Origin of the sequence: uncultured Oribacterium sp., from assembly GCF_902481605.1 — a bacterium.
Lineage (GTDB): Bacteria > Bacillota > Clostridia > Lachnospirales > Lachnospiraceae > Oribacterium > Oribacterium sinus.
This window is the reverse complement of record NZ_CABSXI010000005.1, coordinates 36,489-55,832: the sequence shown is the minus strand read 5'-3', so window position 1 is coordinate 55,832 and position 19,344 is coordinate 36,489. Positions and strand designations below refer to the sequence as shown.

Genomic DNA, 19,344 nt, shown 5'->3' with positions numbered 1-19,344 from the left:
CCTCTTCTCCTTTTCCGCTGTGAACGTCCCATATCTGTATTTTTTCTGTGTCTATGCTTCTTTGTATGTACGCTTTTTTGTATGGAAACTTTTCCCCTTCAGCTATACTACTGCAGTAATTTCTTCTTGAAAAAGAGCATGATTTCTCTGATAAGCTAAAAGAAAGGGTTTTTCCAAAATTCTTTTGAGAAGAATATGAAAATACTTTTCCTTCCCCATAGGCTTTACCAGTACAGTAGGTACTTCCGCACGATTTCCGCCCAAGATATCCGTAAACAGCTGATCACCGAAAAAGAGCGCCTGCTCCTTTGCTATCCCAAACTGCTCCACTGCCTGTAAATACGCCTTTGCTTTAGGCTTTCCCGCATTGGGAATAACCAAATCCGCATGGACCCTGTCTTGAAATGCCCCCACTCTTTCTACTCCGTTATTGGAAAGCACCGCGGTTTTAAAACCGGCAGCCTGCATCCGATGAAACAGGGCCACCGTTTCTTCTCTGGCAGGCTCATCATGCAGCACCAAAGTATTATCAATGTCAAAAAGCAATGCTCGATAGCCCTTTTGATACAGCTTTTCAAAGTCTAAGGTGTAGATGGAAGAAATGGAAAAACGGGGAAATAGTGCAAATGTCTTATTTTTCAAGTTCTTTTCCCTCCGTCTTTAAGCCTCCTCCGAGAAGCTTTCCGATTTCCTCCATAAAGGTGTTGATATCTTTAAATTCTCTGTAGACAGAAGCAAAACGCACATAGGCCACCTGATCCAGGTTTTTCAGCCTTTCCATCACCATTTCCCCGATGGTATCGGTGCTGACTTCCTTACTTTCCTGATGAAAAATCACACTTTCAATCTCATCCACCAAGGCGGAGATTTGCTTAGGAGAAATGGGGCGCTTATGGCAGGAACGAAGAATTCCCCCTTCCAGCTTGGAACGGTCATAGGGCACACGACTTTCGTCCTTTTTCACCACCATAAAGGGAAGGGTTTCCGTCTTCTCAAAGGTGGTAAAACGCTTTCCGCAAACCTCACATTGTCTTCTTCTGCGGATGGCCGTATTATCATCAGCCGGACGGGAGTCAATGACTCGGGTATCCTCCGCGTTACAAAAGGGGCACTTCATACTTCCTCCTTATTTCTCATAGTCGGTATACTGTCTTCTGGCTTCTTCAAAACTCATTTTATGATTGGGATCCTGCTTGCCTTCTGCATCGGCTTCCGGCTTGCTTTCCCCATCGCTTTCAGGCTTATTTTCGATGGCAGTCTCCTGTTTCGCCTCAGTGGCTTCCGTTCCTGCGGCAGCGGTATCTTGCTCCACCCCGCCGGCTTCCATTCCTTCCCCGGCAGTCTCCGACGTTCCAATCAAGTTTCGTTCTTCCTGGTCCTCGGAGATTACCACAGAAAATCCTCCTTCATTTTCACTAGGCTGTTTTGTAGAAGCTCCTTCGACTGTTGCGGGCTGTTCTGTAGAAGCTCCTTCGACTGTTGCGGACTGTTCTGTAGGAGCTCCTTCGACTGTTGCGGACTGTTCTGTAGGAGCCACTTCGGCTGTTGCGGACTGTTCTGTAGGAGCTCCTTCAAATGTTACGGACTGTTCTGTAGGAGCTGCTTCGACTGTTGCGGACTGTTCTGTAGGAGCTGCTTCAACCGTTGAGGACTGCTGTTCGGAAACCATAGGTTCTTCATTTCTCTGATAGATGTCTCTGTTCGTAGCGCTTATCGTTGAAAAATCCCCTGCTCCCTTTCGATAAATTAAAGCCTGCACAAAGCCCATGTAAGGAAGCAGATAAATGGATAAATACAAAAACAACACAAAAATGGGTAAAGCCGGAGATTTTAGAATAAAGGACCACATTACCGCAATAAATCCGGCAACGGAAGTTACCAAAGAAAAATATAGCATTTGACGGAAATAAGAGAACTTCTGGCCCTTCATTACCGCAACACTTTTTTTCATATTCTGCCAAAGGCTATTTCCCTCTCCATCCCAGACGGTAAAGAAGGTCATATCGAAGAAAAGGGAGAAGAAGATTAAAACCGCTAAGCTTACTCCGTAATAAGACCAGTAAATGAGTCCTTCTCCCAAGAAGTAATCTATCACTTCCTGCCCTAAGGAAATCACCGTGGAAAAGAGAAAAGCCAAGATACTAAAGCCCAGCATTCTTCCCAACAGAGGGAAGGAATTAGGATGAAAGCCGTAAAAAATCATAGCGGCATTCACCTTCTTTTCTCCCCTGGACATCTCCAGCAACATTTTTCGAAAAGAGAATCCCAATACAATAAAGTAAAAAATACACACAAAAACATATAAAGCAAAAAGGATTCCCGTAAGGCTTAGACCGATTCCTCTCCTTAGCTCTCCCAAAGAAAAATCTCCGGTAAAGAGGATGAAAGGGTTAAGGAGAGAAGAAAAGAGCATGGTCAAAAGAACGAAGCCCAATAATCCTGCTATATAGGAAAGAAAAATCGTAAACCAATTTTCCCTCCAAAATTTTCTTGCCACCCTTCTCATGTCTTTATTTTTCATATACAAAAATCCCTTCTGATAATCAAAATGGGACTATGAAAAAGGGAAGTCGGGATTCCCCTTTCCGCTTTTTCACAGTCCCATGTTCACTTTGTTTTTATTGAATAGGTACTACTCCGCCATCATACTTCTTGTTGATAAAGTCCTGAATTTCCTTGGACTGTAATACTTCCACAAGAGTCTTTGCCCACTCTGCATCCTTATTCTTCTCTGCTACGGCAACGATGTTTGCGTAAGTCTGAGCAGCCTCGGAATCAGCCTTCTCCACAACTAAAGCATCAGATGGCTTAAGGTTTGCCTGAAGTGCAAAGTTTCCGTTCATACAAGCAAAGTCTACGGAATCCAAAGAACGAGGAATCTGTGCAGCCTCTACCTCATATAACTCGATGTTGTGAGGATTCTCTACCACATCCTGCTTGGTTGCGGTAAGACCTGCCCCATCCTTTAATTTGATGATACCGTTGTCCTGAAGCAGTAATAATGCTCTTGCCTCATTGGTGGTATCGTTGGGAACTGCAATCTTAGCGCCGTCCTTAAGCTCCTTTAAATCCTTGGACTGTCCTGCATAGATTCCGAATGGCTCATAGTGAACCTTTCCTAAGGAAACAACCTTGGTATTCTTTTCCTTATTAAACTCCTCTAAGTAAGGAAGATGCTGGAAGTAGTTGGCATCGATTTCTCCCTGATCTGTAGCCAGGTTTGGCTGTACATAGTCGTTGTAGGTAACGATTTCGATTTCCACGCCCTTCTTCTTTAAAGCATCCTTTGCAGCCTCTAAAATCTCTGCATGGGGGCTGGGTGTAGCACCGATTTTAATCTTTACGGTCTCTCCCGCTTCAGCCTTCTCTGTAGCTTTCTCTGTTTCTCCGGCCTTCTCGGAAGCCTTTTCAGAAGCCGCCTCGGTCTGCTTCTCACTCTCCGCCTTAGTTTCTGCCTTCTGTCCTCCACATGCTACAAGCCCAAAGGCCAAAGCAAGGGATGCCACAAGCACGCCAATTTTCTTTTTCATAAAACTCCTCTTTCTCTCCCTTTAGGGAGAATCCTTTCCTTCCCATAGGAAAATGTTCTTCTACTCTATTCCTTGGGTGTGCTCCCTGTTGAAAAGTCCTTTTCAACTCTCATATGGTATAAGAAAAAATAGAAAAAAGCAAGAACTCTGAATTTAATTCAATTTTATAAAATTTTCCTAAATCCTCTATCCCGGCTTTTCCAAAGACCGCTAAATGGTCTAAATTTCTTAATTCAACTTTCCTCTTTTATCGCTGTACTTCGCCAGTCTCATCCAGAATTCCTGTACCAGCTGAACAATAACCACCAGCACCACCACTGCAATCAGCATCATATCCGTCTGGTAACGATAGTAACCATAGTTTAAGGCAATGGCTCCCAAACCGCCGCCCCCTACAAAGCCCGCCATAGCGGAATAAGAAAGGATAGAGGTCATACAAATTGCCGCTCCCACATAGAGACTGGGTCTGGCCTCCGGAAGCAAGACCTTAAAAATAATCTGAAAGTTGTCGGAGCCCATGGATTTCGCCGCTTCAATCACTCCGCTGTCCACTTCTTTCAAGGAAGATTCCACCATTCTGGCTATATAGGGTGCGGAAGCAATTACCAGAGGCGGAATAATCGCCTTAGGTCCCAGCGTCGTATGCACCAAAGCCTTAGTGATGGGAAGCACCATCACCAAAAGAATCAGGAAGGGGATGGTCCGGAAAATGTTAGTGAAAAATCCGAGAATCCCATGAATAATCTTATTCGGTGCAATACTGCCCTCCTCCGTTACCACCAAAATCACCCCCAAGGGGATACCGATGGCATAGGAAATCAAAGTGGAAATACTTACCATATATAAGGTTGCCAATGTCTCCTTGGAAAAAAGTGCCAAAAGCTCCTTTAAACTCATGCTCATGAATGCACCTCCTCATACAGAATTCCTCTTTCCTTTAGGAAGCTGAGAATCTGGAATTCATCCTCCGGATTCTCCGGCAGCTCTATAATCATCTGCCCCATGGCAATATTATCCACATCTTTGGTATTGGCAAAGAGAATATTCACCGGTGCTTTGGCGGAAAGAATCATTTCCGAAATCACAGGCTCATGGGCGGAACGTCCGTCAAAAACCAAACGAATGCGCTTTCCGGTACCGAATCGAGTTTCCTTCTCTCCCTCTCCCAAAATCAGCTTTCTTCCGATTTCCGACTTAGGGGAACGGAAAACCTCCTTCACCGGGCCTGCTTCCGCAATCCGGCTGTGATCGATAATGGCCACCTCATCACAAATGGCTTCAATCACGGACATCTGGTGGGTAATCAAAATAATGGTCACCCCCATCTCCCGATTGATCTTCTTCAGCAATTCCAGAATCTGCTCTGTAGTTTTAGGATCCAGGGCAGAGGTCGCCTCATCACAGAGCAAGACCTCCGGTTTTGTCGCCAAGGCTCTGGCGATGGCTACTCTTTGCTTCTGTCCTCCGGAAAGCTGGGAAGGGTGACTGTACTCCCTTCCCTCTAAACCCACCATCGCCAAAAGCTCCTTCGCCCTCTCCAGTCTTGCCTTCCTTTTCTTAACGTAGGAAATAAGACCGCCCTTATGAGAAATTTCCAGGGGGTAACTGACATTTTTCAACAAATTTCTCTGCTCAAGAAGATTAAACTGCTGGAAAATCATGCCCATGTTCTGCCGCATGGCAAGAATTTCCCTTTGCTTCATGGAGCCCAGGCTCTGCCCTTGGAAATAAATCTGTCCACTACTGGGCTTTTCCAAGTAGTTGATACAACGAACCAAGGTGGATTTTCCGGCACCGGAAAGACCGATGATGCCCTGAATGCTTCCTCTTCGAATGGACAAATCAATCTGATCCAATGCCACAAAGTCCTCACCGTCGGTTTTAAAGGTCTTGCCAAGCCCCTTGATTTCTATAATATTTTCATTCTTCAACTCTTCCCCGGAACCGTTTGCTGTATAGTTCTCTTTCGGAAGAGTCTCGTTTTTCACAATCGCTTCTGTCATTTTATCTTCCATAAATATCCCGGTGCTTCGCCGGATTATTGGCAAAGCGCCAAAATTGCCTCTCCGTAAATTTCTGCCGCCAAAAGCAGATCCTTTACCTTAATCCACTCATCAGCCCCGTGCATTCTGGTATCCACATCCGGAAGAACCGCTCCGAAGGCTACGCCATTTTCCACATCATGCACATAGGTACCGCCACCGATTGCCAGGCACTCTCCCTTTAATCCGGTCACCTTCTCGTAAACAGAGAGAAGATTCTGTACAAAGGGGGAATCGGAGGGTACATAGTGGGGAGGAATCATTCCCTTGGTTTCAAATTGGAAGCCCTTTGCTTCTACATTTTTTCTTGCAGTATTCACGCAATTCTCTTCTGTCGCACAGATAGGTACACGGGAATCATAGGTAAAACGAAGCTCTTCTCCGTCAATGGCATAGATATCCAAGGTACAGGTTAAATCCTTACTTTCCTTATCCTCCATCTTAATGCCCAAGCCGGAGCCGTCGGTCTTTCCATAAGGGAAAAGTTCCAAAAGATGCTCTAAATCCTGCTTCAGCTCTGCTCCGATAGAGGAAAGCTTTGTGGCAAAAATCACCGCTGCAAGACCTGCATTTTTTCCAAGGTAGGGAGTTGCCGCATGGGCGGAGGTTCCGATTACCGTAACCTCATTGCCGTTTTTACTGATCTTTACCTGACACTGCTCTTCCACCGCCTGCTTTGCAGCTTGGAACTCCTCTTCTCCTAATGCAGAGAAAACAAGTACAGCTTTCTGCGGTACCGCATTTACCGCAATTCCCGCCTTTAAGGAAAGAAGACTGCTCTCCTCCTTCCCTCTTTTCTTGAAAATTGTTCCTCTGAACTGTCCCTTTTCCACGTTAATGATGGGGAACTCCGCATCCGGAGTAAAGCTCATCTCTCCCGCCTTCTCCCGAGCATAGTAATACTCCAAATCCTTGGAGCCGGTCTCTTCATTGGTTCCCATAATCATACGAATTCCCTTCTTCAGGGGGTAGCCAAGCTCCTTTACCGCACGCATAGCATAAAGTCCCGCAAGCATCGGTCCCTTATCGTCACTGACGCCACGTCCGTAGACAATTCCATCCTTTTCCAGCATTTTAAAGGGCTCGGTAACCTCCCAACCTTCTCCTGCAGGAACCACATCCAAGTGTGCCAAGATATCCAGACTTCTGGGAAGCTTTGCATCCAAATCCGCTGTTCCCACATAGTTTTCCATATTGTTTACGGAGAAACCATAGCCTTCGCAAAGGGACAATGCCTCCTCTAAAGCCTTCTTGGGGCCTTCTCCGAAGGGGGCTCCCGGCTTTGTCTCTCCCTGCACGGAATCGATGGCAATCAGTCTGCCTAAGTCCTTAACGAATTCCTCCTCATGCTCTGCCAACCAAGTTTTGATACTCTTTTCCATAAGGTCCTTCCTTTCTTTGTGCTTAAACCATGTATGCCGTTACTTATACCTTTATGCCCTTAGACTTTAATGGCCTATAGTATCCATTTATGCCCTTAGGTTTATTTTCCTATATTATGCCTCATGTCTTAAGGCTTGTTCACTTATTATTGTTTTTCTTCCATTTTTTAGTTTCTGGAGAACTCGCTGAGCTTTAGATTTTCATTTCTATCCAAAACCATACCGATGGACCAGGGATGGGCGAAAAGCAATAGGGGTCTATCCTTTAAGTCCTTTACCAGCTTCATATCAGAGGTTCCGGAAATAGCGGAAACATCTATTTCCGTATAATTTTCAATCCAGCGAATATGTTCGTAGGGAAGCATTTCCAATCGCACCTCTACATTATACTCGTTTTTCAGACGGTAAGTTAATACTTCAAATTGCAGGGATCCTACAACACCCACAATAATCTCCTCCATACCGCTGTTATACTCCTGAAAAATCTGAATTGCACCTTCCTGCGCAATCTGAGAAACCCCCTTTAGGAACTGCTTTCTCTTCATGGTATCAATCTGTCGTACTCTGGCAAAATGCTCCGGAGCGAAGGTAGGAATTCCCTCATAGACAAACTTTTTGTTGGAAAGCTCCAGAGTATCTCCGATAGAAAAGATTCCCGGATCAAAAACACCGATAATGTCTCCTCCATAGGCCTTATCCACGATTTTTCGCTCGTCTGCCATCATCTGGGTAGGCTGGGAAAGCTTCACCTTTCTGCCTCCCTGAATATGGTTTACTTCCATTCCCGCATCAAATTCTCCGGAGCAGATCCGCATAAAAGCTACTCTATCACGGTGCTTTGGGTCCATATTGGCCTGAATTTTAAAGACAAAGGCGGAAAATGCCTCTTCCACCGGATCAATCATGCCATGGTCGGACTTTCTGGGAAGGGGAGACTTGGTCATCGCCAAGAAATGCTGTAGGAAGGTCTCCACACCAAAGTTGGTTAAGGCAGAACCGAAGAATACCGGAGTAAGTTCTCCCGCATCCACTCTATTTTCATCAAAGGCATCTGCAGCGCCATCCAAAAGTTCCAAATCTTCCTGCAGCTTTTCAAAGTACTCCTGAGAAATATGATTGGGAAGCTCCGGATCGTTATACTCAAAAACTTCCTTTTCTACCGCCTTCTTTCCTCCCGCATTACTGTGGAAAAGGCTGACCTGCTCGGTTTCTCTGTCATACACGCCCTTAAAGTTATGGCCGCAGCCGATGGGCCAGTTAATAGGGCAGGTACGAATTCCCAGCACCTCTTCAATTTCATCCAAAAGGGCATAAGGGTCTCTGGCCTCTCTATCAAACTTATTGATGAAGGTAAAAATAGGGATATGTCGCATAACACAGACTTTAAAGAGCTTAATGGTCTGGGGCTCCACACCCTTTGCTCCGTCAATGACCATCACCGCACTGTCTGCCGCCATCAGGGTTCTATAGGTATCCTCCGAGAAGTCCTGGTGTCCCGGGGTGTCCAGAATGTTAATGCATTTTCCGTCATAATTAAACTGAAGTACGGAAGAGGTTACGGAAATTCCTCTTTCCTTCTCAATCTCCATCCAGTCGGAAACCGCATGCTTTGCGGACTTTCTTCCCTTTACCGTTCCTGCCAAGTTGATGGCACCTCCATAGAGAAGAAACTTCTCTGTAAGGGTGGTCTTTCCTGCGTCCGGGTGGGAAATAATCGCAAAGGTTCTTCTTTTTTCAATTTCTTCTCTTAAATTCGCCATGGTTCTCCTATTTATATTTACAAACGCTTACTTCAAGCCTAACTAACCTGTCTTTTGTCTTTTAGTCTTTTGTCTTTTGTCTTTTAGTCTTTTGTCTTTTGTCTTTTGTCTTTTAGTCTTTTGTCTTTTGTCTTTTGTCTTTTGTCTCTCTAAATCCAAGGAATCCTTAGATTCCTCCTATTACGATAAAAAAGGCTATGCCCAAGGGACATAGCCTACTTTCCGCTTTTATCTTCTCCGAAGGAAATCCGGAAGATCGATGTTGTTTTCTCTTCCTGTTCTAACTCTGCTGCTTGGGCTTTCCGGAGTCTCTACAGGTCTGGAAAGATTGACTTGCGGAGTGCTTGCATATCCCCCAAGATTAGCCTGCGTGTTCTCTACAGGTACTTCCGGTCTCTGAGAAAGTCCGGGAGCAACAGGTCTTTGATTGCTAAGGAAAGAAGGAAGTCCGGGAGTAGCATTGCTTCCTGCTCCGGTATTGTTGGCAACGGAAGGAGTAATCTGTGGAGCCTGTGTATTTACCGTTCTGACAGTTTCTACAGTCTTGGTTCTCTCCTTAATACCGGTAGCAATAACGGTAATGGATACCTCATCCTGACTATCCTCATCATACATAGCACCGAAGATAATGTTGGCATTCTCGCCTACCAGCTCTTCTACATAGGAAGCCGCATCATTTGCCTCGATGAGACTGATGTCTCCGGAAATGTTGATGATAACATCGGTAGCGCCCTCGATGGTGCTCTCCAATAGCGGAGAAGAAATCGCAATCTTTACAGCCTCGATAGCCTTGTCATCTCCCTTGGCCTTACCGATACCTACATGGGCAATTCCCTTATCCTTCATAACAGCAGAAACGTCTGCAAAGTCCAAGTTAATCAGTCCCGGTACATTAATCAAGTCGGTAATTCCCTGTACGGACTGCTGTAATACTTCGTCAGCCTTCTTCAAAGCATCCGGAAGAGATGTCTTCTTCTCTACAATCTCCAACAAACGATCGTTGGGAATTACAATCAAGGTATCTACTGCATTCTTTAAGGCATCAATACCTTCCATGGCATTCTTCATACGCTGCTTAGCTTCAAAGCGGAAGGGCTTGGTTACAACACCAACGGTAAGAATACCCATATCCTTCGCAATTCTGGCAATAATAGGAGCCGCACCGGTTCCGGTTCCGCCACCCATTCCGCAGGTAACGAAAACCATGTCTGCGCCCTGTAATGCAGCGGTAATGTCCTCTGCACTTTCCTCAGCGGCCTTGGTACCGATTTCAGGCTTTCCTCCACATCCCAGTCCCTTAGTTAATTTCTCACCAATGGTCATAGCTGTAGAAGCCTTACTGGACTGTAAAGCCTGCTTATCTGTATTCACCCCTATAAATTCTACTCCGGCAATGCCCTCGTCCACCATGCGATTCACCGCATTATTTCCGGCACCACCAACTCCCACAACAATTATTTTCGCAGCCGCTTCGGACTCGGGAAGCTTAATTTCCAGCATATCTTCCTCCTTCAATCTATGACTTTTTTCCTTTTAGGAACGGACTCTTCTCCACATTAATCCTAACTATATCATTATAAGAATTTTCGGCATTTTGTAAAGACTTTCCTTAAGGATGATACACAGATTTCAAAGAAAGTGCAAGTTCAATTCTTCCTACAAGTTTATTTATTTTCTCGAAAGATATAGGCTTCCTTTTCTTTTCTGCCTTTAAACTCACTTAAATCCAGGGTTCCTTTCCTTCCTGAAAGAGCCGGCAGAATGTCCTTTAAACTCATGACCTTCTGCTCCATGTCCTCATTTCCACCAAGGAGAACCCGAATCCCCCCCACATGAATAATGGCCTGAGTTCCGCTATATTCAATATAATCACAGCTGATTTTTTCCTGTTGCAGGGAAGCACTGAGATTCAAAATATCCTGAAACACTCCCTTATTTTCCACCGGAAGAGCCTTGTAAAGACTCACAGAGGAAAATTTCAGGCCCTTTACCTCCGGAATTCCGGGGGCTTTTTTCCTGGTGGATTCCACCACTACCCCGTCTCCGTCAAAATAAAAGTTGCTGGACATGTATTGCACATAGCCCACCATATTTTTTTCATAGATAATAACTTCCACGCTCCAAGGATTCTTCCAGCGCATTTCATACCGTTCAATAAAAGGAAGGCTTTTGTGGGGACGAAACTTTTCTTTAAAAAAGGCATAGGCGGATTTCTCATCCCATTCATCCTGAAAGAGCAATGCCTTAATTTCTTTTTCGCTGTACTGCTTATTCCCCAAAATCTTCACATCCGAAATGCGAATACTGACTATCAGCAAAAGTAGTAAAAGAAAAAAAAGAATCAGTCCATAATGTATTAATTGTTTCTGTTCTTTTCTTCTGTTCATTTTCTGTTCATCTTCCCTTATCACTCCCAAAGCTTCCTTACTTCTATAGTATACATCGGCAAACGCTGATTATTTCTTAAGTTTCCGAAAAAACGCTGATTTCCCTATTCTTATTTTTCGGAAGAAATCGACTCATCCAAAGTAGTCTGATAGGAAACATTCAGGCAGATTCCGATTTCCGCCAGTAAAATCACAAGGGAGGTTCCTCCGTAGCTGATAAAGGGGAGGGTAATTCCGGTGTTGGGAATGGAGTTTGTCGCTACCGCAATGTTTAAAATTGCCTGCAAAGCAATGTGGGACATTACGCCGATAACCAGCAAAGAACCGAAAAGGTCTTTGGCATTTTTTGCAATCTCATAGAGACGAAAAAGAATAAGTGCATAAACCAGCATCACGCCAAGGCCTCCCACAAAGCCCAGCTCTTCGCAAATAATGGTAAAAATCATATCATTCTGGGACTCGGGCATTATAAACTTCTGAATACTCTCTCCCAGTCCCCTTCCGAAAATGCCTCCGGAACCGATGGCATAAAGCCCCTGCAAGGTTTGGAAGGTTTCATCTTCATAGGAAGAAGGATCCTTCCAGGCTAAAATTCTGGTAATCTGATAGCCGTGTAGCACCTTCATTTTTTGCAACAGCAAAGAAAGAGGATAGGCGCCAAGATACGCCGCTATTCCTCCTCCCAAGAGCATCAAATGATACTTATAGCTTTTTACCGCTACAAAGAGCATAAATGCCGCAATTCCCGCTACAATCATAGCGGTGGACAGATTGGTATAAGCAATGATTGCTGCCGGAACCAGCGCCCAGGCCGCCGCTTTTAACATAGGGACGAAACCGTCCAGCTTCCTTCCCTTATGGGTTAAAAGCGTGGCAAAGAGAATAATAATGGCAGGTTTCATCAGCTCTGAAGGCTGGAAACGTACACCGAAAATGACAATCCAGCGGTTGGATCCGTGGGATGCCACACCGATAAGGCTGGTGACAATTACCGCCACAGCGGCAATGGCATAAATCACCAGATTTAATTTGGCAAAGATATGGTAGTCAATAAATCGGGAGGTAAAAAGCATGACCAGAAATCCAAATCCGGCAAATAAGGCCTGTCGTTTCAGGTAAAACATCTCTCCCAAATTATCTCTTTCCGCCGTATAGGAAGAGGCGGAATACAGCATCAGCAGCCCAAAAAGGGTAATGGAAAAGACCATTACCACCAGGGAAATATCATAAAATCGTTTTAGCCTTCTTTTTCCAGCCACTGATTTCCTCCTCTTACAGATTCTTCATGCAGTCTTTACAGCTTCTTTATGCAGTCTTTACAGCTTCTTCACGCAGTCTTTACGGCTTCTTCTCGCAGTCCTTAAAAATTCTTCACGCAGTCCTTAAAGGTTCTTCACGCAGTCCTTAAAGATTCTGCCTCTTTCCTCATAGTCCTTAAACATGCCCCAGGAGGCACAAGCCGGGCTCAAAAGCACGTAATCTCCGGGATCCGCATAGGCCGCGCAATCCTTTACCGCCTCATCCATATCCTCGGCAAACATCACATTCTGGAAGCCGTTTTTCTTAGCGGTTTCCGCAATCTGATTTCTGGTTTCTCCAATCAAAACCAGGTACTTTACTCTTCCTTTAAACTCCTTCACCCATGGGTCAAAGTCCACATGCTTATCATATCCGCCCCCGATTAAAACCACCGGGCCCGGCATTGCTCTAAGGGCTTGGATTGCCGCATCCACATTGGTACCCTTGGAATCGTTGTAATATTTTACGCCGGAACGTTCCCGAACAAATTCAATCCTATGCTCCACAGGTTTGAACTTCTTGCAAACCTTGATAATCTTGTCCATGGGTACGCCCATTTTTAGGCCTACTCCCACAGCGCAGAGAATATTTTCATAGTTATGCTTTCCCAGCAGATGCACCTCCTTGGTGGTGAAAAGCTTCTCCTCCTTATCCGCCTTCTTATAATAGAAGGTATCTCCTCTCAGGAAAAGAGACTCCTTTTCCTTGGTATCCTTAGGCTCTTCCTCGGAGGAAAACCATAAAACCTTCGGCTTTAAGCTTCTTTTCTTTCCGAACTTTCGAAGCTCCGGATCCATATAGTTTAAAACGATACTGTCTTCCTCTTCCTGATTCTCCGCAATGGATTCCTTCACCGCGATATAGTTTTTCATGGTCTTGTGTCGATCCAGGTGATCCGGGGTAATATTGGTAATAGCGGAAACATCCGGGCGAAAATCCACAATGGTTTCCAACTGAAAGGAACTGACCTCACAAACGGTAGCAGACTGCTCTTCTGTCTCCAGAGCCTCTGCCGTAAAGGGATTTCCGATGTTGCCTACCACATGGGTATCACTGTATTCGCTTTTCAAAATCTCCCCGATAAGACTTACTGTGGTGGTCTTTCCGTTGGTTCCCGTTACCGCACAAAGCTTTCCCTTGCTGGATTGGTAGGCCAGTTCAATTTCTCCGATAATAGGGATTTGGGCGGTGGAAAGCATTTTCACATAAGGCTCATCTAAGGGGATTCCGGGACTGATGACAGAGGCGTTAATATGCAACAAATCAGAGGCCAAGAGCTTGCCCTTAATCAGGCTTACCTTGTCCTTCTTTTTAAACTGGCTCAGCAAGGCTCTATCCTCAACCTTGGGGTTTTTATCGAAGAAAATCACTTCGCCCCCCATAGCAAGAATCTGCTTTGCCGCCGCAACACCGCTCCGTCCTGTTCCCAAAACCAAAATTTTCTGCTTGTCCATCTTCGTCCCTTTAACCTCTTTGAAATCCCTTTCCCTGTGCTTGTAAGTTCTGCAAAGCCCTATCTTCTCCCCTTTAGGCCTGCAAATTTATTTCCCTAAATTTTTCTTGCGCTTTTTCCGCTCTTTCTTTTTTACTCTTTCTTTTTTTTATAAAATCATAAAGCAGAAAAAACAGAGCAAAATCGTAACAATGGTAAAAATTGTCACCACCTTGGTCTCGGACCAGCCCAAGAGTTCAAAATGATGATGTATGGGCGCCATTTTGAAAATTCTCTTTCCATGGCTCCATTTGAAGTAGCTGACCTGAATAATCACGGAAAGCACTTCCACGAAATAAATGAAGGCAAAAATCGGAATAAATAAGGCGATTTCCTGCTGAATGGCCATAGCCACCACGAAGCCTCCCAAAGCCAAGGAGCCGGTATCTCCCATAAATACCTTGGCAGGATAGGCATTGAAGCATAAAAAGCCCAGAAGTCCGCCCAAAACCGCCCCCATAAGGGGTGCCATATCCCCTGTGCCCAGATGATTTTTCAAAAGTAAGAAAAACACAATCACCGCAGTCACAGAGGAACATAGACCGTCAATGCCATCCGTAAAGTTTGCCCCGGTATCCGTAGCGGTAATAATAAAGAGGGAAATCGGGAAGAACAGAACCAGTCCCACACTGTAAACTTCCTTTCCGAAGAAAGGAATGCGAAAGGCTCCGCTATATTCCTTGGAATAGAAAATATAGGAGATATACAGGATGGAAATAATCGTCTGACACAGCATCTTCTGCTTTGGATTAAAGCCCTCGGACTGATGCTTTACCACCTTCAGGTAGTCATCAATAAATCCTACTACCCCAAAGCCCATCCCCAAAAGGTAGGCCGGTAAAATATGGGGGTAGGTTCCTGCAAATGGAAGACAGGCTACACTGATGGCAATCAGAAACAAGATGCCTCCCATCGTCGGAGTGCCCTGCTTTTTCAAATGGCTATTGGGGCCGTCCTCTCGAACCTCCTGTCCAAACTTCAATTGGTGCAGAAGCTTGATTCCCTTTGGCGAAATCAAAAGCATCACCAAAAAGGAAATCCCTAAGCTTATTCCCTCCATAAACATTTTCCTTCCCCCTCATTTCTTTATCTTACAGATGTACTTTCCGTACTTTCCGATGTACTTGGCAGCTCGTCCGGAACCTCTCCCTCGTCTTCCGCCTTCTCGTCTGTATCTACACTTCGCTTGACTACTTTACCCTCTTGTGCATCGGAAGCGCTACTGTCTTTCTTAGCAGAAGAATTGTTTTCCAACTTTTCGGAAGCTCCTTCTTTTTTGCCGTTTTCTGCATTTTCATCCTCTTCCTTGCTCTGATTCTCTCCCAAAATCCCCTCTTCCGACTGCAAGTCCTTGTTCAAAGAGGCATTAGGGTCCGTTTCTCCCTGAGGCTGAATATTTAAGAACTGTAAAGCATCGTTCATAATCTTTTGCTCAATCTTGGTGGCAAAGGAAGCGCTGGACTGAGCCTCTCCTTCCAAATTGGGTGTATCCACCACCACATAGACCAAAAGCTGCGGATCCTCCACGGGAGCAAAGCCACAGAAGGAAACCAGATAGTTTTTCGCAGATCTTGGCAACTTCTGAGCTGTTCCGGTCTTTCCCCCCACATGATAGCCTTGAATCTGTGCCGGCTTTCCGGTTCCTCCCTCTACAGTCTGGAACAAAGCCTCTCGCAAAAATGCACTGGTATCTTCGGAAACGGTAACCCGCATCAGCTCCGGTTGCACATCCTTAATCACCGTACCGTTGGCATTTAAAATCTGCTTTACCACATGAGGTCTGTAATAAGATCCTCCATTGATGACACTGCAAAACGCGGAAGCCATCTGAATCATGGTAACGTTAAAGTTTTGTCCGAAGGAATTGGTGGCCAGTGTGGTCTTTCCCAAGGTATCCACCGTATAAACCAAAGAGGCAGTATCCGCCTCTCCCGGAAGATCAACGGTGGTTTTATCTCCAAAGCCGAATACATGCTGGTACTTTACGAAAGTTTCCGCCCCCTCTGCAAAGGCAGTATTCATCATATAAACGTTACAGGATTGCATCAAAGCCTGTTCCGCATCCAGTGTTCCATGTCCGTCTCGCTTATGACAACGAATGTTCCAGGTGTGAACACCGTCACTTAATGTCACCTTTCCGTCACAGGTAAAGGTGGTTTTCGGCTTAATAACGGATTCCTCCAAAGCTCCTGCTATCGTAAAGGGCTTCACCGTAGAACCGGGCTCATAGGTGTCGGAAATCACGGGGTTTCGCCAGACCTCATTCCAGGCCGCCTGCCTTCCATAGGAAAGAAGCTCCTCCTGGGTAAAGTACTGCCCCACCTCATCTGTAGATATACTTTTGTTTTCATGCTCTCTTTTATATACGATTTGGGCTTCTTTTTTTCCAAGCTCCAAAAGAAGACTCTCCGGATATTCCGTTTCATCCAGCTTTCTCGGCTCATTTAAGTCGTACTGCTTAGTGCTGGCCATAGCCAGGATTTCTCCGGTTTTCGGATCCATAACAATGGCGGAAGCCACCTTGGAGCCTACATCCTGGGTTTGCCATTCCTGCAAATATTTTTCCACCGTCCTCTGAATGTTGTAGTTGATGGTGGTAACCAGACTGTTTCCGTCGGTGGCTTCCCGAATCACGGATTGGAGCTTCGTATCGGAATCCAGATATCCATAGGTTCTTCCGTTTGTACCGATCAGGCTTTTATTATAAAACTGCTCTACCCCGGCCTGTCCGCTTTCCCCGTCATCCGTGGTAAAGCCGATGATATTACAAGCCAAATTTTTATAAGGATAATATCTTCTATACTCTTCTTCAAAATCCAGACCCTTAATCCGGTCTTTCTTTCCATCTTTTTTATACTGCTTATTTTGCTCGTCTATATAGTCCAAAAATGCCGTCCGCTCTTCATAGGACAGCCTTTTTTTATACTTATAGTAGGCACTCTTTTTTCCGTCCGGCAAAGCATCCTGCTTGGCAATATAAGCCCTAAGCTCTCCCGCATCCTCTTTGAAAAACTCCTCCACCGCCTTTAAGCTGGCTTCCTCATAACGCTTGTCCTGATAAGAAGTCATGGTTCTGGCATCCACAATCAGATTATAAACCTTCTGGCTGGTGGCTAAAATGGTTCCGTTTCTATCCATGATATCTCCTCTTTTGGCAGGAAGCACCTTAGAACCATATTGGGTTTGCCTTTGTCTTAATACCTTTCTGTTAAACGCCTCGTTGTTGTTTCGTACAATCTGAAACAGGGCAAAGGTCAATAAGAGAAAGAGAATCAGAAAAAAGCAAAAACCGATAATCAGTTTTTCTTGCATATAAAACGGCAGAATTTTCGTCTGCCGTCTTCTTCTCTGTTCAGCTTCAGGATTTGGGGATGTTTTCATACTGCCTTACGTACTCACTTTCCGACTTTTTATACTCTATTACCTGATTTTCTCCCGGATATACCATCCCCAGTTCCTTGGTGGCAATTTCATAGACCTCTTCCGGATTCACGCTGGTATTGATAGCATTCTGCAAAGCATCATTTTTCTGCCGCAGCTTATCCAAGCGGGTTTTCTCTACCTCAATTTTTCGAATTCTGGTATTCACTTCTGTCTGCAACTGAATGTAATGAAAACATAAACCTCCCATCACAAACATCATCGCCGTAACGCAAAATACCAAGAACAGATTGGCAGAGGTTTTTTCCTTCAATCTTTCCTGCTGCAAGAGGTGATTCTTCTCTCTTTCCCGAAGAATCTTTGCCCTCTCCTGCAAGACCCGTCTTTCCATGCCGGAAGCAGCTCTTTTCTTTCTCTGCTCCTGTTTTTTCTCTATTTTTTTCTTTTCTACTCGGTTCTTTGGGAGATACTGCTCTTTCACGGCCAAGCTTCCTTGCACATACTGCAGCTGTCTCCTCTCTCCCCTTTTCTTCATATACTCCCCTTTATTCCCCCGAAAATATCTTCATGCCCTCTGCTCAGCTTTTCCAATTTCTTGTACAGCCGGACAATTTCTGACTCCTTTATGCTCTTTCAAAAATCCTCAGCTTCGCACTTTTCGCTCTGGGATTTTCTTCCATTTCCTCTTCACTTGGGCAAATGGCTTTTCTACTGATGACCTTACCCAAACTTTTTCTCCCGCAGGTACACACCGGAAAGTCCGGCGGGCAAATGCAAGGATTCTCCGCTTCCTTGAAGCTTCGCTTTACAATCCTGTCCTCCAGAGAATGGAAGCTGATAATACAGATCCTTCCCCCGGGATTCAAGGCTTCAATCATGGCTTTCAAAGAATTTTCCAAAACCTCCAACTCCCGATTCAAGGCAATCCGGATGGCTTGAAAAGTTCTTTTTGCAGGATGACCTCCCTGCAGACGAAACTTCATGGGAATGGCATGAGAAATGATTTCTGCCAATTCTTTGGTCGTTTCAATAGGTTTTTCCTGTCTCGCCAAAACAATGTGCTTTGCAATATTTTTTGCAAACTTGTCTTCCCCATAGTCCCTTATGATGTGAAACAAGGAGGATTCACTGTAGCTGTTCACCAAATCCTTTGCACTAAAGTCCTGTCTTTGATCCATCCGCATATCCAGGGGTGCATCAAAGCGATAGGAAAAGCCTCTTTCTTCTTCATCAAACTGATGGCTGGAAACGCCTAAGTCTAAAAGAATCCCGTCCACCTTTTCTATAGAAAGGGAAGATAGGATTTCCGGAAAATGCTCATAATTGTCCCGAATGATGTGAAGCTGCTTGGCAAAGGGCTTTAATCTTTCTGTTGCCGCCAGTATCGCATCCTCATCCTGGTCAATACCGATCAGCTGCCCCTTTTCCCCAAGTCTTTCCAAAATATGGAAGGAATGTCCTCCACCACCCAGAGTGCCATCCACATAGATGCCATCCTTCTTGATGTTCAGCCCCTCCATACATTCTTCAACCATAATACTTTTATGAGAAAATTCCATTATATGCCCATGCCTTCCATGTCTTTAGCCAACTCTTCCGTATCGGAAAAATCATTCTTCTCTTCATAGCTCTCGGAAGACCAGATTTCCGCATAGTCTCCCACACCCAGAAGCATCACATCTTTTTCCAATTCCGCCTTGTCCCTTAAGACCTGTGGAATAAGGATACGTCCCTGTTTATCACACTCCACCGACACTGCACTACCCAGAATATAACGCTTTAACTTTCTCGCCTTTTCACTGGTCATAGGCAAAGCCTGTAGCTTTTCCTCCAACTTCTTCCATTCCGGAATCGCGTAGAGGGAAAGACAGCCATCTAATGAACGGGTTAGGAAAAATTCGCTATAACCATCCTCACGGAACTTGGCAGGAATCATCATCCTGCCCTTAGTATCTAAATTTAAATGATACTCTCCCGTAAACATACTTACCACTTTCTCCCACTTTTTTCCACTTCTCCATTATAATACCCAGTTTTCAGGGAAATGGCAAGACAAGATACTAGAATTTTC

Annotated in this window: 17 protein-coding genes; all 17 read right to left on the bottom strand. The window is 44.9% G+C overall.

Annotated features, from left to right (window positions below; genetic code table 11):
- Positions 1-102 precede the first annotated feature (102 nt).
- On the bottom strand, positions 103-642 hold the full coding sequence (locus tag RDQ32_RS01990) for a YqeG family HAD IIIA-type phosphatase (protein ID WP_308578929.1): 540 nt from the start codon (positions 640-642) through the stop codon (positions 103-105).
- Entirely contained in the window at positions 632-1,117 is a 486-nt protein-coding gene (gene nrdR, locus RDQ32_RS01985) for a transcriptional regulator NrdR (RefSeq protein WP_007157908.1), read from the bottom strand. Before nrdR ends, RDQ32_RS01990 begins: the two co-directional genes overlap by 11 nt.
- Positions 1,118-1,126: 9 nt before the next feature.
- A complete protein-coding gene (locus RDQ32_RS01980; protein WP_308578928.1) occupies positions 1,127-2,521 on the bottom strand; it encodes a hypothetical protein in 1,395 nt (464 codons plus the stop codon).
- Between the two features lie 97 nt (positions 2,522-2,618).
- Positions 2,619-3,530, bottom strand: a complete 912-nt coding sequence (locus RDQ32_RS01975; protein ID WP_308578927.1) for a MetQ/NlpA family ABC transporter substrate-binding protein — start codon at positions 3,528-3,530, stop codon at positions 2,619-2,621.
- A gap of 228 nt (positions 3,531-3,758) precedes the next feature.
- Positions 3,759-4,427, bottom strand: coding sequence for a methionine ABC transporter permease (locus RDQ32_RS01970; protein ID WP_308578938.1), 669 nt, complete (start codon positions 4,425-4,427; stop codon positions 3,759-3,761).
- A 2-nt stretch (positions 4,428-4,429) separates the two neighbouring features.
- Positions 4,430-5,533 carry an ATP-binding cassette domain-containing protein gene (locus tag RDQ32_RS01965; protein WP_308578925.1) on the bottom strand — a complete coding sequence of 368 codons (1,104 nt, stop codon included), beginning with the start codon at positions 5,531-5,533 and terminating at the stop codon, positions 4,430-4,432.
- Between the two features lie 35 nt (positions 5,534-5,568).
- On the bottom strand, positions 5,569-6,954 hold the full coding sequence (locus RDQ32_RS01960) for a Sapep family Mn(2+)-dependent dipeptidase (RefSeq protein ID WP_308578924.1): 1,386 nt from the start codon (positions 6,952-6,954) through the stop codon (positions 5,569-5,571).
- Between the two features lie 167 nt (positions 6,955-7,121).
- Positions 7,122-8,714, bottom strand: a complete 1,593-nt coding sequence (locus RDQ32_RS01955; RefSeq protein WP_308578923.1) for a peptide chain release factor 3 — start codon at positions 8,712-8,714, stop codon at positions 7,122-7,124.
- Positions 8,715-8,942: 228 nt separating this feature from the next.
- A complete protein-coding gene (gene ftsZ, locus RDQ32_RS01950) occupies positions 8,943-10,214 on the bottom strand; it encodes a cell division protein FtsZ (protein ID WP_308578922.1) in 1,272 nt (423 codons plus the stop codon).
- A gap of 164 nt (positions 10,215-10,378) precedes the next feature.
- On the bottom strand, positions 10,379-11,101 hold the full coding sequence (locus tag RDQ32_RS01945; RefSeq protein ID WP_304069601.1) for a cell division protein FtsQ/DivIB: 723 nt from the start codon (positions 11,099-11,101) through the stop codon (positions 10,379-10,381).
- A 110-nt stretch (positions 11,102-11,211) separates the two neighbouring features.
- A complete protein-coding gene (locus RDQ32_RS01940; protein WP_304069603.1) occupies positions 11,212-12,360 on the bottom strand; it encodes an FtsW/RodA/SpoVE family cell cycle protein in 1,149 nt (382 codons plus the stop codon).
- Positions 12,361-12,483: 123 nt separating this feature from the next.
- The gene (murD, locus tag RDQ32_RS01935; protein ID WP_308578921.1) at positions 12,484-13,854 is read right to left on the bottom strand and encodes a UDP-N-acetylmuramoyl-L-alanine--D-glutamate ligase; all 1,371 of its coding nucleotides are present in this window, start codon (positions 13,852-13,854) and stop codon (positions 12,484-12,486) included.
- A gap of 147 nt (positions 13,855-14,001) precedes the next feature.
- Positions 14,002-14,958, bottom strand: coding sequence for a phospho-N-acetylmuramoyl-pentapeptide-transferase (gene mraY, locus RDQ32_RS01930; RefSeq protein ID WP_304069607.1), 957 nt, complete (start codon positions 14,956-14,958; stop codon positions 14,002-14,004).
- Between the two features lie 20 nt (positions 14,959-14,978).
- On the bottom strand, positions 14,979-17,273 hold the full coding sequence (locus RDQ32_RS01925) for a penicillin-binding protein 2 (protein WP_304069609.1): 2,295 nt from the start codon (positions 17,271-17,273) through the stop codon (positions 14,979-14,981).
- Complete coding sequence (locus RDQ32_RS01920; RefSeq protein ID WP_304069611.1) at positions 17,251-17,808, bottom strand: septum formation initiator family protein; 558 nt, start codon at positions 17,806-17,808, stop codon at positions 17,251-17,253. The genes RDQ32_RS01925 and RDQ32_RS01920 overlap by 23 nt, the downstream gene beginning before the upstream one ends.
- Positions 17,809-17,896: 88 nt before the next feature.
- Positions 17,897-18,832, bottom strand: coding sequence for a 16S rRNA (cytosine(1402)-N(4))-methyltransferase RsmH (gene rsmH / locus RDQ32_RS01915; RefSeq protein ID WP_304069614.1), 936 nt, complete (start codon positions 18,830-18,832; stop codon positions 17,897-17,899).
- A complete protein-coding gene (mraZ, locus tag RDQ32_RS01910) occupies positions 18,832-19,257 on the bottom strand; it encodes a division/cell wall cluster transcriptional repressor MraZ (RefSeq protein WP_007157923.1) in 426 nt (141 codons plus the stop codon). Before mraZ ends, rsmH begins: the two co-directional genes overlap by 1 nt.
- Positions 19,258-19,344: the final 87 nt, after the last annotated feature.

Excerpts from the sequence above, each read along its gene's own strand:
- RDQ32_RS01960 (WP_308578924.1), bottom strand. The coding sequence starts at position 6,954 with ATGGAAAAGAGTATCAAAACTTGGTTGGCAGAGCATGAGGAGGAATTC.
- RDQ32_RS01970 (WP_308578938.1), bottom strand. The coding sequence starts at position 4,427 with ATGAGTTTAAAGGAGCTTTTGGCACTTTTTTCCAAGGAGACATTGGCA.
- RDQ32_RS01920 (WP_304069611.1), bottom strand. The coding sequence starts at position 17,808 with ATGAAGAAAAGGGGAGAGAGGAGACAGCTGCAGTATGTGCAAGGAAGC.
- rsmH (WP_304069614.1), bottom strand. The coding sequence starts at position 18,832 with ATGGAATTTTCTCATAAAAGTATTATGGTTGAAGAATGTATGGAGGGG.
- murD (WP_308578921.1), bottom strand. The coding sequence starts at position 13,854 with ATGGACAAGCAGAAAATTTTGGTTTTGGGAACAGGACGGAGCGGTGTT.
- mraZ (WP_007157923.1), bottom strand. The coding sequence starts at position 19,257 with ATGTTTACGGGAGAGTATCATTTAAATTTAGATACTAAGGGCAGGATG.
- RDQ32_RS01925 (WP_304069609.1), bottom strand. The coding sequence starts at position 17,273 with ATGAAAACATCCCCAAATCCTGAAGCTGAACAGAGAAGAAGACGGCAG.
- mraY (WP_304069607.1), bottom strand. The coding sequence starts at position 14,958 with ATGTTTATGGAGGGAATAAGCTTAGGGATTTCCTTTTTGGTGATGCTT.
- RDQ32_RS01980 (WP_308578928.1), bottom strand. The coding sequence starts at position 2,521 with ATGAAAAATAAAGACATGAGAAGGGTGGCAAGAAAATTTTGGAGGGAA.
- RDQ32_RS01975 (WP_308578927.1), bottom strand. The coding sequence starts at position 3,530 with ATGAAAAAGAAAATTGGCGTGCTTGTGGCATCCCTTGCTTTGGCCTTT.
- ftsZ (WP_308578922.1), bottom strand. The coding sequence starts at position 10,214 with ATGCTGGAAATTAAGCTTCCCGAGTCCGAAGCGGCTGCGAAAATAATT.
- RDQ32_RS01945 (WP_304069601.1), bottom strand. The coding sequence starts at position 11,101 with ATGAACAGAAGAAAAGAACAGAAACAATTAATACATTATGGACTGATT.
- RDQ32_RS01955 (WP_308578923.1), bottom strand. The coding sequence starts at position 8,714 with ATGGCGAATTTAAGAGAAGAAATTGAAAAAAGAAGAACCTTTGCGATT.
- nrdR (WP_007157908.1), bottom strand. The coding sequence starts at position 1,117 with ATGAAGTGCCCCTTTTGTAACGCGGAGGATACCCGAGTCATTGACTCC.
- RDQ32_RS01965 (WP_308578925.1), bottom strand. The coding sequence starts at position 5,533 with ATGACAGAAGCGATTGTGAAAAACGAGACTCTTCCGAAAGAGAACTAT.